At 65.9% G+C, this 13696-nt stretch carries 14 protein-coding genes; 9 read left to right on the plus strand and 5 right to left on the minus strand.

Annotation, left to right across the window (positions count from 1 at the left end; all coding sequences use genetic code 11):
* Positions 1-141: 141 nt before the first annotated feature.
* Positions 142-585 carry a thioredoxin gene (trxA, locus tag AC1DIM_RS10720; RefSeq protein WP_477710466.1) on the plus strand — a complete coding sequence of 148 codons (444 nt, stop codon included), beginning with the start codon at positions 142-144 and terminating at the stop codon, positions 583-585.
* Positions 586-674: 89 nt separating this feature from the next.
* Here the strand turns inward: trxA and AC1DIM_RS10725 are convergent, their stop codons facing one another.
* Complete coding sequence (locus AC1DIM_RS10725) at positions 675-953, minus strand: putative quinol monooxygenase (RefSeq protein WP_477710467.1); 279 nt, start codon at positions 951-953, stop codon at positions 675-677.
* Positions 954-1067: 114 nt separating this feature from the next.
* On the opposite strand from AC1DIM_RS10725, the gene AC1DIM_RS10730 reads away from it, so the two are divergent.
* Positions 1068-2744, plus strand: coding sequence for an AMP-binding protein (locus AC1DIM_RS10730; RefSeq protein ID WP_477710468.1), 1677 nt, complete (start codon positions 1068-1070; stop codon positions 2742-2744).
* Positions 2745-2762: 18 nt separating this feature from the next.
* On the opposite strand, the gene AC1DIM_RS10735 is transcribed toward AC1DIM_RS10730, so the two are convergent.
* Positions 2763-3776, minus strand: coding sequence for a DNA-3-methyladenine glycosylase family protein (locus tag AC1DIM_RS10735; RefSeq protein ID WP_477710469.1), 1014 nt, complete (start codon positions 3774-3776; stop codon positions 2763-2765).
* Between the two features lie 127 nt (positions 3777-3903).
* Here AC1DIM_RS10735 and AC1DIM_RS10740 point away from each other — a divergent pair, with 127 nt between their 5' ends.
* The 6 genes from AC1DIM_RS10740 (at position 3904) to AC1DIM_RS10765 (ending at position 9274) form a co-directional block, all read left to right on the plus strand.
* Complete coding sequence (locus AC1DIM_RS10740) at positions 3904-4296, plus strand: VOC family protein (RefSeq protein ID WP_477710470.1); 393 nt, start codon at positions 3904-3906, stop codon at positions 4294-4296.
* Between the two features lie 43 nt (positions 4297-4339).
* Positions 4340-5725: a cystathionine beta-synthase gene (locus AC1DIM_RS10745; protein WP_477710471.1), complete on the plus strand. Its 1386-nt coding sequence runs from the start codon at positions 4340-4342 to the stop codon at positions 5723-5725.
* 48 nt (positions 5726-5773) lie between these two features.
* On the plus strand, positions 5774-6937 hold the full coding sequence (locus AC1DIM_RS10750; protein ID WP_477710472.1) for a cystathionine gamma-synthase: 1164 nt from the start codon (positions 5774-5776) through the stop codon (positions 6935-6937).
* A 144-nt stretch (positions 6938-7081) separates the two neighbouring features.
* Positions 7082-7345, plus strand: coding sequence for a DUF1330 domain-containing protein (locus tag AC1DIM_RS10755; protein WP_477710473.1), 264 nt, complete (start codon positions 7082-7084; stop codon positions 7343-7345).
* A gap of 109 nt (positions 7346-7454) precedes the next feature.
* Positions 7455-7949 carry a winged helix-turn-helix transcriptional regulator gene (locus AC1DIM_RS10760; RefSeq protein WP_477710474.1) on the plus strand — a complete coding sequence of 165 codons (495 nt, stop codon included), beginning with the start codon at positions 7455-7457 and terminating at the stop codon, positions 7947-7949.
* A complete protein-coding gene (locus AC1DIM_RS10765) occupies positions 7946-9274 on the plus strand; it encodes an MFS transporter (protein WP_477710475.1) in 1329 nt (442 codons plus the stop codon). Before AC1DIM_RS10760 ends, AC1DIM_RS10765 begins: the two co-directional genes overlap by 4 nt.
* 73 nt (positions 9275-9347) lie before the next feature.
* Here the strand turns inward: AC1DIM_RS10765 and AC1DIM_RS10770 are convergent, their stop codons facing one another.
* The 3 genes from AC1DIM_RS10770 to AC1DIM_RS10780 are packed head-to-tail and all read right to left on the minus strand — an operon-like array spanning position 9348 to position 12731.
* The gene (locus AC1DIM_RS10770) at positions 9348-10880 is read right to left on the minus strand and encodes an APC family permease (RefSeq protein ID WP_477710476.1); all 1533 of its coding nucleotides are present in this window, start codon (positions 10878-10880) and stop codon (positions 9348-9350) included.
* A 31-nt stretch (positions 10881-10911) separates the two neighbouring features.
* Positions 10912-12132 carry a glutathionylspermidine synthase family protein gene (locus tag AC1DIM_RS10775; protein WP_477710477.1) on the minus strand — a complete coding sequence of 407 codons (1221 nt, stop codon included), beginning with the start codon at positions 12130-12132 and terminating at the stop codon, positions 10912-10914.
* 2 nt (positions 12133-12134) lie between these two features.
* The gene (locus AC1DIM_RS10780) at positions 12135-12731 is read right to left on the minus strand and encodes a Tat pathway signal protein (protein WP_477710478.1); all 597 of its coding nucleotides are present in this window, start codon (positions 12729-12731) and stop codon (positions 12135-12137) included.
* Positions 12732-12898: 167 nt separating this feature from the next.
* Between AC1DIM_RS10780 and AC1DIM_RS10785 the strand changes: the two genes are divergently transcribed.
* Positions 12899-13552 carry an MOSC domain-containing protein gene (locus AC1DIM_RS10785; RefSeq protein WP_477710479.1) on the plus strand — a complete coding sequence of 218 codons (654 nt, stop codon included), beginning with the start codon at positions 12899-12901 and terminating at the stop codon, positions 13550-13552.
* Positions 13553-13696: the final 144 nt, after the last annotated feature.

Here is a 13696-nt window from a genome sequence, read left to right on the forward strand (position 1 = left end):
GTCAGCGGCTGATGCCCCTACGTTAGGCCCCGCACTGCCCGGTGTACACGGCAGGGTAGCGGATATTCCCGATGACGCGGGCAGCGAACAAGGGCGCCTCCGGCTGGGACATCCGCCCGTGGCTCGCGTACCGTTGGAGCCATGGCTACCTTAGACATCACAGGTGAACAGTTCGCATCGACCATCGAAGACAACGACATTGTCCTGGTGGATTTCTGGGCTGAATGGTGCGGTCCGTGCAAGCAGTTCGGACCCACGTACAGCGCCGTGTCGGAAAAGCACTCCGACGTCCTGTTCACCAAGGTGGACACCGAGGCCGAGCAGCAGCTGGCCGCGGAGGCCGGCATCACGTCCATCCCCACGCTGATGGCCTTCCGCGAAAAAGTCCTGGTCTTCTCCCAGCCCGGTGCGTTGAACGCCCAGCAGCTGGAACAGGTTGTTGACGCCGTCAAGGCCCTGGACATGGACGAGGTTCACGCCCACGTGGCGCGCTCGCAGGCGGAAGCCGCGGCGGCCGCAGGCAGCAACCCGGGCGCCACCAAGAGTGCCGGCCCGCAGGACGGCACCCAGATCCCTGATCTCTAACCGCCCCTTAAACCGATCGATTGCTCAGTAAGCGCCCTTTTGAACGTCCTAAAGGGCCTTTACGGAGCAATCGATGGTTAAAGCGGGAGTTAGGGCCGTTCGATCTTCACGGGTTCGGCCAGCAGTGCGCTCAGCGATTCGTTGAGGTCCTGCAGGGCGATACCTTTGGAATGCTTTTCCAGGTCCTCCTCGGACGCCCACTGTTCCGTCAGGACCAGCTTCTCCTCGGTGGCCTCGGTCAGCTCGTACCGGATGCAGCCCGGCTCGTTCACCACCTCGTCAATCGCGATTTCCAGTGCGAGCTTCACACGGAAGAACTCGCCGTCGTTGGGGATGAACGTTGCCTGCAGGTCGATGGGTGCACTCATGGATTTCACAATACCGGCCCCCGGGCGGCGCCCTGTGCGGCTGACGCGCGGACACCCTCATGTTGCGCTTGTCTTACGCTTTCATTGCTGTGGGCCAGTTGGTAGCGTGCCACCATGCGCGCTTACACAGCCGGGAACACTGACGTTCCGCTCCTTGAGGAAACCATCGGACAGAACTTCGAGCGGGTGGTGGCCCGGTTTCCCTTCCACGACGCGCTGATCGAGGCCGCGGCTGTTCCCGGCGGCGATGCCCGCCGCTGGAGCTACACGAAAATGAACGACGACGTCGATCGCCTGGCCCGCGCGCTCCTCGCCTCGGGCGTCGCCAAGGGTGACCGGGTGGGTATCTGGAGCCCGAACTGCGCCGAATGGACCCTCCTGCAGTACGCCACCGCCAAGGCCGGCGCCATCCTGGTGAACGTGAACCCGGCCTACCGCAGCCATGAACTCGAGTTTGTGGTGAAGCAGAACGGCATGCGGATGCTGGTCACGGCGCCGTCGGACCGTAACAGCGATTATGTGGGAATGGCGCGCCAGGCGCTGGCCGCCTGCCCGGACCTGGGCGAACTCGTGTTCCTGCCGGCCCCCGATGCGGACGGGATCGACGCCGGGGTCCCCGAAAGTGAGGCGGAGCTGACGTACGCCGAGCTGCTCAAGCGGGCTGACGCCGTCGGCCATTCCGGACTCAGGGAGCGGATGGCGGAGCTGGGCCCGCATGATCCCATCAACCTGCAGTACACCTCCGGAACCACCGGCTTTCCCAAGGGTGCCACGCTCACGCACCACAACATCCTGAACAATGGCTTCTCCATCGGCGAACTCCTGGGCTACACGGAGCATGACCGGGTAGTGATCCCGGTGCCGTTCTACCACTGCTTCGGGATGGTGATCGGGAACCTGGCCGCCTTCAGCCATGGGTCCGCCACCATCATTCCGGGGCGCGGCTTCACCCCGGCTGCCGCGCTGGAGGCTGTCCAGGACTTCGGCGGGACATCGCTGTATGGGGTGCCCACCATGTTCATCGCCGAACTGGCCCTGCCGGACTTCACCTCCTACGACCTCTCCACGCTGCGGACCGGCGTGATGGCCGGTTCGCTGTGCCCCATCGAGGTGATGAACAGGGTCATTTCCGAAATGCACATGGTGGACGTGGCCATTTGCTACGGCATGACCGAGACCTCGCCGGTTTCTACCATGACCCGCGACGGGGACACCATGCAGCAGCGGACGGAAACCGTGGGCCGCACCATGCCCCTGCTCGAAAGCCAGATCATTGACCCCGGCTCGGGGGAGGTCCTTGAACGCGGGGAAATTGGCGAACTGTGCACCCGGGGGTACGCGGTCATGCAGGGCTACTGGGATCAGCCCGAGAAAACCGCCGAAGCCATTGATGCCCACGGCTGGATGCACACCGGCGACCTCGCACGGATGGATGCGGATGGCTACGTGCTGATCGAGGGCCGGATCAAGGATATGGTGATCCGCGGCGGCGAAAACGTCTACCCGCGCGAGATCGAGGAGTTCCTGTATACCCACCCCGCGATCCAGGACGTGCAGGTGATCGGCGTCCCCGACGCCCGGTACGGTGAGGAACTGATGGCGTGCATCATCCTGAAGCCCGGGGCGGAACGCTTGACCGAAGCCGCCGTCGCCGAATTCTGCCGCGGCAAGCTGGCGCACTACAAGGTCCCGCGCTACGTGGACGTCCGCGAAAGCTTCCCGATGACTGTTTCCGGGAAGATCCGCAAAGTGGAGATGCGTGAGGAAGCCGTGGCCCGCCTGGGGCTCTGACCCCGCCTGGAAGGAAGGTCAGTGCCGGCGGTGGTCCTGGATGGTCATCCGCGGGCCAAAAGTGGGTTTGCGGAAGCCGCTCAGGCCGATCATCCGGACCACCCGTTGCCGGTGGCCCTTCCACGGTTCCAGCAGGGCCAGCATCCCGGCATCATCCGTCCGCCGGCCGGTCAGGGCAGCGCCCACGTAGGCCGCGAGGTGGTAATCGCCCACGGCGATGGAGTCCGGGCAGCCGTGGGTGCGCTGCACCACCTCGGCCGCTGTCCATATTCCGATGCCGGGAATGACCTGCAGTTTTGCCGCCGCCTCCCAAGCCGGGAGGGCGGCCAGGCGTTCAAGCGCGACGGCGGATCGCAGCGCCCGCATGACCGTTGCGGACCGCTGCGGACCAACTCCGGCCTGGTGCCACTCCCACGAGGGGATGCGCAGCCACTGCTCCGGGGTGGGCTGGACGCGGAGTCCTTCCGGCGCGGACAGACCTGCCGCCGGCGCCGGGGAACCGAAGCGGTACATCAGGTAACGGTAGCCGCGCCGGGCCTCGATAACGGTGACCTTCTGCTCCATGATGGTGGGCACGAGGCAGTCAACCACGCGCCCGGTGGAGGGCAGGTGGACAGCCAGGTTCCGGCGTCGGGCGTCACGGACCAGCCGGGGGAGCGTGGCGTGGAAGGCCGGCTCGTCAAAGGCTGTCCAGTCGTCGTCGGCGCCCAACAGCCGTGGCACGCCGGCGAGCCCGGCAGCGGAACCGGGCCCCCACGCCTGGGCATCAACGGCGACCTCAGCTCCGCCGTGCAAACCCGCTCCGCCGTGCAAACCCGCGCCGCCGGCAGCAGTGAGGCGCAGCGTGACCGGGCCGTCCGGCGTCGTAAAGGCAGTCCACAGTCCGTCGGGGCGGAACGAAAACGAGGGATCACCGGTTCCCCGCAGGAGTGTGCCCAGCGTCTGCTGCAGGCTGTAAGGGCCGTCCGGATGCCACCGGAGGGACGCGTCCGCGGCGGCGGCCAGCCGGGCGGGAGCGTCGGCAATGGTCATGTCTTCATCGTCCCACGGCAGGCTGACAACGCGCGCTCCGGAGCCCTTACGGACCCTGGATGCCGGGACTAGACTCCAAGTGGCGCGGGGCGTCCGCGCCTTCCCCTCGCATTCAAAGGAGCATGCAGTGGCTGGAGTTGTGCATTTCGAGATTCCCACCGGTGACAAAGAACGCGCCAACACCTTCTATCAAAGCGCGTTTGGCTGGACCCTGACCCCCATGCAGGGGATGGACTACACCAGCGCCATCACCACGCCGTCCGACCAACAGACTGGCATGCCGAGCACGCCGGGAGCCATCAACGGGGCCCTGTTCCCGCGCACGGACAGCCTCAAAACCCCCATCATCACCATCGATGTGGAAGACGTTGATGCGGCCTTGGCGCAGGTCGAGTCCGCCGGCGGGTCGGTGGCCCAGGCCAAGGAAGCCGTTCCCGGTATGGGCTGGTACGCATATTTCACGGATACGGAAGGCAACATCATGGGCCTCTGGCAGACGGATTCCGCCGCAGGGAAGTGACGCCCGGGCAGAGCCCGCCACGGCAAGCGGTAACTTTGTACCTATGAAGTACGCGCAGTCCGTCCTGGACCTCATCGGAAACACGCCGCTTATCAAGCTCAACCACGTGACGGAAGGCATCAAAGCCACTGTCCTGGTGAAGCTGGAATACATCAATCCCGGCGGCTCCATCAAGGACCGCATCGCGGTGAAGATGATCGAGGAGGCCGAACGGACCGGCAAGCTGCTGCCCGGCGGAACGATTGTTGAGCCGACGTCCGGCAACACCGGCGTGGGGCTGGCGCTCGTGGCCCAGCAAAAGGGCTACAAATGCATCTTTGTGGTGCCGGACAAGGTGGGCGAGGACAAGCGCGCCGTGCTTCAGGCCTACGGCGCCGAAGTGGTGGTCACGCCCACCTCCGTGGCCCCCGACAGCCCGCAGAGCTATTACAGCGTCTCGGACCGGCTCGTCACCGAAATCCCCGGCGCGTACAAGCCGGACCAGTTCTCCAACCCGGCCGCGCCGGGCAGCCACTACGAGACCACCGGGCCGGAAATCTGGCGGGACACGGACGGCAAGGTCACGCATTGCGTGATCGGCGCCGGCACCGGCGGCACCATCACCGGCACCGGACGCTACCTCAAGGAGGTCTCCGCGGACCGTTCCGAGGCCGACGGCGGCCGGGTCAAGATCATTGGGGCGGACCCCGCAGGTTCGGTTTACTCCGGCGGCACCGGGCGCCCGTACTTCGTTGAGGGAGTCGGCGAGGACATGTGGCCGGACAACTATGACAAGTCCGTGCCGGATGACGTCATTGCCGTCACCGACGCCGACTCGTTCGAGATGACCCGCAGGCTGGCGCGTGAGGAGGGCCTGCTGGTGGGCGGCTCCTCGGGCATGGCCGTGGTGGCAGCGCTGCAGGCCGCCCGCGACCTCCCCGAAAGCGCCGTGATGGTGGTTATCCTCCCCGACTCCGGCCGAGGCTACCTGGCCAAGATCTTCAACGACCACTGGATGCGCTCCTACGGCTTCCTCTCCGGCGGCGAAGAAGCGTCCGTGGGCGAGGTCATCAAGACCAAGAACGGCGAACTGCCGGACCTGGTGCACATCCACCCGAACGAGACCGTCCGCGATGTCATCAACATCATGAACGAGTTCGGCGTCAGCCACATCCCCGTCCTCTCGCAGGAACCGCCCGTGGTGATGGGCGAGGTCCTCGGCGCAGTGGACGAGCGCACCCTGACCAGCAAGCTGTTCCGCGGCGAGGCCAAGCTGACGGACAAGATCTCCGAACACATGGGGGAGAGGCTGCCTGTCATCGGCTCGCTGGAAACCATCTCCGCGGCCCGCGAGCTGCTCTCCGACGTGGACACCGTGATGGTGACGTTTGTTGGCGCCCCGGTGGGAATCCTCACCCGCCACGATCTGCTCGCCTACCTCAGCAGCTAACCGGCCAGGTGGTTGAGCCTGCCGAAACCCGCCACGAAAGGATTATCAATGTCTGCTTCTGAATCCCAGGGCTTCAACACCCGCGCCGTCCACGCCGGCCAGGCCTTCGAGCCCCGGACGGGGGCCGTGGTCCCGCCGGTGCACTTCAGCTCCACCTACGCGCAGGACGGCATCGGCGGTCTGCGCGACGGCTACGAATACGGCCGCGGCACCAACCCCACGCGTGACGCGCTGCAGGAGCAGCTCGCGGCGCTCGAGGGCGGCACCCATGCCTACTCCTTCAGCTCCGGCCTCGCGGCGGAGGACTCGCTGATCCGGGCGCTGACCCGGCCGGGTGACCACATTGTCCTCGGCAACGACGCCTACGGCGGCACCTACCGGCTCATCAGCCGCGTGCTCGGCGAGTGGGGAATCGGCAACACCCCGGTGGACATGGCCGACCTGGACGCGGTGCGCAAAGCTGTGGCCGCGAACAAAACCCGCTTTGTCTGGGTTGAAACGCCGTCCAACCCGCTGATGAAGATCACGGACATCGAGGCGCTCGCCAAGGTGGCGCACGACGCCGGGGCCCTCCTGGTGGTGGACAACACCTTTGCGTCGCCCTACCTGCAGAACCCGCTCGCCCTGGGTGCCGACGTCGTGGTGCACTCCACTACCAAGTACATCGGCGGGCACTCCRACGTGGTGGGGGGCGCCATTGTGGTCAACGACGCGGAGCTCGCGGAGAAGATCGGCTTTGTGCAGTTCGCCGTGGGCGCGGTGTCCGGGCCCATGGACGCCTTCCTCACCACCCGCGGCCTGAAGACGCTGGGCGTCCGCATGGACCGGCACAGCGACAACGGCCAGGCCGTGGCCGAATGGCTCCTGAAGCGTCCCGAGGTGGAGGCCGTGCTGTACCCGGGCCTGCCCTCGCACCCCGGCCACGAGCTGGCGAAGAAGCAGATGAAGAAGTTCGGCGGCATGGTCTCGGTGCAGTTCAAGGGCGGCGAAGCGGCGGCGCGCACCGTCGCGGAAAACACCTCGGTGTTCACTCTGGCGGAATCACTGGGCGGCATCGAATCGCTGATGAACTACCCCTCCGAGATGACCCACGCCTCGGTCAAGGGTACGGAATTGGCGGTGCCGGTCAACCTGATCCGGCTCTCCTGCGGCATTGAGGACGTAGAGGACCTGATCGCGGACCTGGAGCACGCCTTCACGTTCCTGAAGTAGTGGAGGGGTGCCCCGCGAGGCACCCCTCCACGCCCAGTCCGGAGTCTATTGACGGCCTTCGGGGGCAGGTCTAGCCTTGCGCATGGCAGGCGAACTGTCGCCCGCTGAATTCTATCGAGTCCTATAACTCAGGAGGAGCGGGCCATGGCCCTTTCCGTTGTTCAACATAAGGTGGCCGACTTCGACGCCTGGCATGCCGTCTACGTCTCTGTTGCCGACCTTCAGGCCGCTGGCGGAGTCACCCAGAAGTCCTTCCACCGGGAGGCAGATGATCCGGACAACGTTCTTGTCCTTCACTATTTTGATTCTGTGGACAAGGCCCGTGCCTTCTTCGCCAGTTCCGAACTCCAGGACGCGATGAAGCGTGCAGGCGTGGTGGGGGAGCCGCGCATCGAATACTACGAGTAACCACTCTCGAGTAGCCCGGAAAGAGCCATGGCCCAGCCCCTCGGGGCGGGCCATGGCTCATTTTCCGGCAACCCTGGCTTTCTTGAAGATAGCCAGATACCCTAAAGCCATGCCTCTGCGATCCGACTGGTCCGAACGTACCTGCAGCATGGCCCGCGGCCTCGACATCCTCGGGGATCCCTGGACCATGCTGGTGCTCCGTGAGATCTTCTTCGGGAACGGCCGGTTCGACGCCATGAAGTCCCGGCTGGCGGTGGCCGACTCGGTGCTCACCAAGCGTCTGGCAGCCCTGGTGGACTCCGGCCTGCTGGTCAAGAAACCTTACGACGACGGCGGACGCACCCGCCAGGAGTACGTCCTGACACTCAAGGGAGAGGACGCCCTTCCCGTGCTCAACGCCGTGGTCATGTGGGCGGAAAAGCACCTGCCCGCGCCCTCCGAGCAGGCCCACATGTTCGTGATCCATTCCGGCTGCGGCCAGCGGACCAGTTCCGCGGACACCTGCACCGGATGCGGGGAACGGCTTACCGCTGCGAACACCAGCTGGCACAGCCTCACCCGCACGGACTCGCCGGTCCAGCTCGCCACGGCCGCAGCAGCATGAGCGCCACCGAAACCACCCGCCGCCGGCGCCTGCATCCCGCCTGGATTGTTGCCGCAGTGGCCTTCCTGGCCCTCGTGGGCGCCGCCGGATTCCGGGCCGCCCCGGGTGTCCTCATGGTGCCGCTGCAGCAGGAGTTCGGCTGGTCCACCACCGTCCTGTCCGCCGCCGTCAGCATCAACTTGGTGCTGTTTGGCCTGACGGCGCCTTTCGCTGCTGCCCTGATGGAACGGTTCGGGATCCGCGCTGTCACGGCCGTCGCCCTGGTGATGATCGGCGCCGGCAGCGCCCTCACGGTCCTGGTCAGCCAGTCCTGGCAGATCCTCCTGACCTGGGGGCTCCTCATTGGGCTGGGCACCGGTTCCATGGCGCTCGTCTTCGCGGCCACCATCGCCAACACCTGGTTCGCCAAGAGCCGGGGCCTGGTCATCGGCATCCTGACCGCCGGCAGTGCCGCCGGCCAGCTCGTGTTCCTGCCGTTTATCGCCATGCTGGCCCAGGATCCAGGCTGGCGGCAGGCCTCGCTACTGATTGCGGCCGGCGCGCTGGCCGTGGTTCCGCTGGTGCTGAAGTTCCTCAAGAACTCACCGGCCGACGTCGGCGCCTTGCCTTACGGCGAAACCGCACCAGAAGAGGAAGCAACTGCATCCGCTGCCGCGGCCACGCCGGCTGCACCGGAAAGCGGCCGCAGCAGCAACGCCGCCGTGCGCGCCCTCCAGGTCCTCAAGAGGGCCAGCCGGGAGCGCACGTTCTGGGCGCTCGTGGCAGGCTTCGCGATCTGCGGCGCCACCACGAATGGCCTGATCGGAACCCACTTCATCCCCTCCGCCCACGACCACGGCATGCCGCAAACCACCGCGGCCGGCCTGCTCGCCGTCGTCGGGATCTTCGACATCCTGGGGACCATCGCCTCCGGCTGGCTGACGGACCGCTACAACCCCAAAGTCCTGCTGGCCGTCTACTACCAGTTCCGCGGGATCGGGCTGCTGGTGCTGCCGCTGCTCCTGAGCGCCACCATCCAGCCCAGCATGATCGTGTTTGTGGTGATCTACGGCCTGGACTGGGTGGCCACCGTTCCGCCCACCGCAGCGATCTGCCGCAAGGCCTTCGGTGCGGACGGCAGTGTGGTCTTCGGCTGGGTCTTCGCTGCACACCAACTGGGCGCGGCCGCAGCGGCCCTCGGCGCCGGTGCCATCCGTGACTCCACCGGCGAGTACACCTACGCATGGTTCGGCGCGGCCGCCATGTGCACCATCGCGGCCGTCATCAGCGCGACCATCCGCAAGGACAAGACGGCCAAGGAGCCCGTCCCGGTGGCCGCCGCCTAGCCCCCGCCCCAACATAGGATCCCAACTAAGTAGCAGCTGATGTCGTTTTGAGCCCTCAAGACGACATCTGCTGCTACTTACTTGGGGGAGCGGGCATTGGATTGCGCGGCGGCCGGCTTCCCGTGAAGTACCCCCGCGTGGACGGCAGGAAGCGGCAGACGACGGCGAGCACCACGCCCAGGGCGAGGAGCACCACGCCGCTGATGAAGGCCCCGCCGATGCCGAATATCTGTGTGTCGCCGTAGGCGGGATCCCACATCTGGATCGCCGAAATGAAGAACGCCGCAGTCAGGATCAGGGCGCCGATGAGGGGAAGGACGCCCCGGAACCAGAGGTTGCGGGCCGATTCGCGGAGCGTGCCCCGGAAGTACCAGACGCAGGCAAAGCCGGTCAGTGCGTAGTAGAAGGCGATGAACAGGCTGATGGCGCTGATCGAGTCGGCGAGCAGGTTTTCGCTGAGGATGCTCATGGCCAGGTAGTACGCCACGGCGGCGGCGCCCATGACCTGGGTGGAGAATCCGGGAGTCTGGTTGCGGGGATGGACTTCGCCGAACTTCGGCGGGAGCGCACCGTGCACGCCCATGGAGAGCGTGCCGCGGGCCGTGGGCAGGATGGTGGTCTGCGTGGAGGACAGGACCGAGGCCAGGACGGCCACGATGATCAGCCAGCCCCACGGACCGAGGACCACGTCCTTCATGGCCAGGAACACATCGTTGTGGTTCGCTTCGTTGCCCAGGCCGATGCCCTCGGTGCCAACAGTGGCGTACATCATCACAAGGAGGGCCACCGAAACGTAGATCGCCACGAGGACAAAGGCTGAGATGATGGCCCCGCGCCCGGGCGTGGTGGACGGGTTTTCGGTTTCTTCATTGACAGCGAGGCAGGTGTCCCAGCCCCAGTAAATGAACAGCGCCAGGAGGGACCCGTGCACCACGGCACCGGGATCTGCGAAGGCGCCGGCCGGGTTGAACCATTCGAACTCGAACGCCTGGCCCTCCGGCGCGCCGCCGGCGATCCTCATAATGATGGCCAGCGCGAAGATACCCAGCGAAATGTACTGAACGTAGGTCAGGACACGTTGGACATGCTCGCCCAGCCGGATGCCCCGGTAGTTCACCAGGGTCATAAAGACAATAAACAGCACACCGGTGGCCGTGACCACCGGCTTGTTCTGGGCCAGCGAGCCGTCCCCGATCAGGAGCCACAAGTACTGTCCTGCCACCTGCGCCAGGTTGGCCAGGACCACGATGCCGGCCAGGGCCAAGCCCCAGCCGCCCAGCCAGCCGGCCCAGGGCCCGAACGCCTGGCGGGACCACGTGAAGGTGGTGCCGCAGTCCGGCATGGCGCTGTTCAGTTCGCGGAACGCATAGGCGATGAAGAGGACGGGGATGAAGCCGAGGATCAGGATCAGGGGAGTGTAGTTGCCGTTGACGGCCACGATCAGGCCCAGCGTGGCGGCGAGTGAATACACGGGCGCCGTGGACGCCAGGCCCAGCATGACCGAGTCGCCGAGGTCCAGGATTCCTGCCCGGAGCCCCTTGGCCGGGACGGCACTACCGGCACCGCCGCCGGATCCGCCGCCCGCCGTCGTGGTTTCCGCGCTCATAGTGCTACCGGGCTCGGAAGTGTCAGGGGGCTCATAGCGCGATACCTGCTTTGCTTGATGTGCTGGAGTGGGCCTGCGCCGAAAGCGGCGCCGGGGCGTCAATGGTGTTGGGCACAAAACGGCAGAAGTAGTCGGTGATGGGGCCGTCCGATTCCCGGATCCCGCAGCCTACGGACTCGCCGTCCACCACCCAGAGGCCCAGGACGGGGTGGTTGCCGTCGAAGTCCGGCAGGGCATGGAACTGCTGGTAGCACCAGCCCTCGCGGCCGTACCCGCCCGGCTGCTCGAGGCTGATTCCGCTGGCTTGGATCTTGATGTTGTCGCCCTCGCGCCCGTGCAGCGGCTTGGCCACCCACTCCTTCAGCGGCCCGGGCTCGTTGAGGTAGGCGGGCAGCAGGTTGGGGTGGTCCGGGTACAGGTGCCACAGTGCGGCGAGCAGGGCCTTGTTGGAGAGCAGCATCTTCCAGGCGGGCTCCACCCAGCGTGGATTGTGGGCACGCTGGAGCAGCCGGTGCCCGAACGGCTCCTTCATCATCAGCTCCCAGGGGTACAGCTTGAACATGGTGCTGATCATGTAGTTGTCCAGGTCCACGAACCTGTTCAGGTTGGGGTCCCAGCCGATGTCGGACATGTTGATGCCGATGGTGGTCCAGCCCGCCTGGCTGGCGACGTCGCGCATGTAGGCAGCAGTCATCCAGTCCTCGCCGGACTCCTCGGCCTCGGAGTGGGCGATGTGGAGGGTGCTCATCCCGGTGCGGTACTGCATTTTCTTCCACTGCCGGATCAGGGCCTCGTGGATGCCGTTCCACTGGTCCTTCTCCGGGAACACGTCCTGCAGCCAGAACCACTGCGCTACCGCAGCCTCGATCAGTCCCGTGGGGGTATCAGCGTTGTACTCCAGCATCTTGGCCGGGCCGCCCTGGCCGTCATAGATAAAGTCGAAACGTCCGTACACGTCCATGTCGCCAGCCTGCAGGGACTCGGCAGCAAGCTCCAGGGCCTGCGGGCCGATGCCGATGTTTCCCATGGCGCCGGTGGCCATGAACTTGGCGGCTTCCACGCACATCTTGTGCATGTCCTCGGCCTGGAACTCAAGGGATTCCACCTCGTCCATGGTGAATTCGTAGTAGGCGGACTCGTTCCAGTATTCGATCTTCCGGCCGTCGGGCATGGTGGTGGTGGAGAAGACCAGGCCCTGCTCTTCGATCTTTTGTTTCCAGTCAGGCCTGGGCTCCGATAGCAACCGTTTCACGCCTAGCCTCCCGTACTTCCGCCTTTGGAGCTGCTGCCAAAGCCGCCCCTGCTGACCGTTCCGCCCTTGGTGCTGTAGCCGGTCGAGGCCTTGGCGCCGCTTGGGACTGTCTTGGTGAAGTTGGGCGCCGTTGACCTGTTCTGGCCCACCCCGGGCACACTGGCGCCACGGGCGTAGAAGTACCAGGCGTAGAGGGCGCCGCTGCGGCCCGCCGAGCTGTTGCACTGCGTGTCTTCCACACGCTCGCCGGTCTCATCGTTGAAACAGACCTGCGCGTACTCGGGCTCATCGTCGTTGCTTGCCACGATGGCGGTGATGGTGCCGGCGAGCAGGGCGGTGACGCCGAGGCCCACCACTACGGTGCGGCGCTGTGACCGCTTCTTGCGGGTGGCCACTTCATGCGCCTGGCGCTCGCGGTCCTTGGCGAAGGGGTCCACCGTGGGCACCGGCTGGTTCAGGAGTTCGGGGCGCAGCTCGGGTTTGGGCACCTGCCAAGGCGGGGGTTTTGGCGCGTCCGTAGCGGGGTCGTTGCCCTTGGCTTGTTGGTCTTTGGCTTGGCCGTTGTCCGGACCGTTGCCCCGGTTCTTGTCCGGGTCCATGACGTCCCCCTCGGTTGTCCATGCTGAATGTGGGCGCAGCGGTGCGCCGGAAGCTCAATCCTGAAATCAGCCTAGCCGGTGCCCCGGCCGGCTGCGACGGTAACCGGGGGAGAAGTCCGCACCCGGCCCGCCACCCGAACTCGTGGCCGGGAACCTACACTGGTGCCATGGAATCCGCTTCTGTGCTCGCCGTCTGCCGCGTCCATCAGCTCCTGCCCGATGAGGGGAGCGTGGGTGTCACAGCCATCGACAAACGGCCGGTGGAAGGGCCTGTAAAGGTCCACAACCTGGGCCTCCACGGCGACATCCAGGCGAGCCGTGTGCACCACGGCGGTGAAGATCAGGCCCTCTACGCTTACTCCCAGAAGGACGCCGACTACTGGATGAACCAGCTTCAGCGCGACCTCCCGCCCGGGATCTTCGGTGAGAACCTGCGCGTGACCGGGATCGAAACCACCGGCGCCGTCATCGGCGAACGCTGGAAGATCGGTCTGGACGTCGAGGTTGAGGTCACCTCCCCGCGAACACCGTGCGCCACCTTCCAACGCGCCATGGGCGAGCCGCAGTGGGTGAAGCGCTTTACCGAAGCAGGCCGCGTGGGCGCGTACCTCCGGGTGGTGCAGACCGGCACCATCCGGGCCGGCGACCATATCCACCGCCTGTTCGTCCCGAAGCACGGCATCACGATCGGAAAATGGTTCAGCGAACCGGACCTTGAGTCGATGGAGGCGTTGCGTGACGCCGACGCTGACGGCGAGATCCGGTTGCAACCCGAGTACCGGGAGGAATTCGAGCGGCTGCAGCGGCAGCTGACCCCGTAGCAGCCGCCAGGCCGCCCCTCAGCGGCACCCGCAGGGGCCGTGTGCGCAAGCTCACCGCCGCCGTCGTTCGTTCAATTAGCCGCAAAGCGGATACGTACCTTACACTTGAAATATCCCCCACTCCGGAAATCCCTTATTCCTGCC

It is taken from the genome of Pseudarthrobacter sp. 01T43, from assembly GCF_056398665.1.

Coding starts and splice junctions, on each gene's coding strand:
- AC1DIM_RS10730 (WP_477710468.1), top strand. CDS start 1,068: ATGCGCGCTTACACAGCCGGGAACACTGACGTTCCGCTCCTTGAGGAA.
- AC1DIM_RS10735 (WP_477710469.1), bottom strand. CDS start 3,776: ATGACCATTGCCGACGCTCCCGCCCGGCTGGCCGCCGCCGCGGACGCG.
- AC1DIM_RS10760 (WP_477710474.1), top strand. CDS start 7,455: ATGCCTCTGCGATCCGACTGGTCCGAACGTACCTGCAGCATGGCCCGC.
- AC1DIM_RS10780 (WP_477710478.1), bottom strand. CDS start 12,731: ATGGACCCGGACAAGAACCGGGGCAACGGTCCGGACAACGGCCAAGCC.
- trxA (WP_477710466.1), top strand. CDS start 142: ATGGCTACCTTAGACATCACAGGTGAACAGTTCGCATCGACCATCGAA.
- AC1DIM_RS10745 (WP_477710471.1), top strand. CDS start 4,340: ATGAAGTACGCGCAGTCCGTCCTGGACCTCATCGGAAACACGCCGCTT.
- AC1DIM_RS10765 (WP_477710475.1), top strand. CDS start 7,946: ATGAGCGCCACCGAAACCACCCGCCGCCGGCGCCTGCATCCCGCCTGG.
- AC1DIM_RS10770 (WP_477710476.1), bottom strand. CDS start 10,880: ATGAGCGCGGAAACCACGACGGCGGGCGGCGGATCCGGCGGCGGTGCC.
- AC1DIM_RS10725 (WP_477710467.1), bottom strand. CDS start 953: ATGAGTGCACCCATCGACCTGCAGGCAACGTTCATCCCCAACGACGGC.
- AC1DIM_RS10785 (WP_477710479.1), top strand. CDS start 12,899: ATGGAATCCGCTTCTGTGCTCGCCGTCTGCCGCGTCCATCAGCTCCTG.
- AC1DIM_RS10755 (WP_477710473.1), top strand. CDS start 7,082: ATGGCCCTTTCCGTTGTTCAACATAAGGTGGCCGACTTCGACGCCTGG.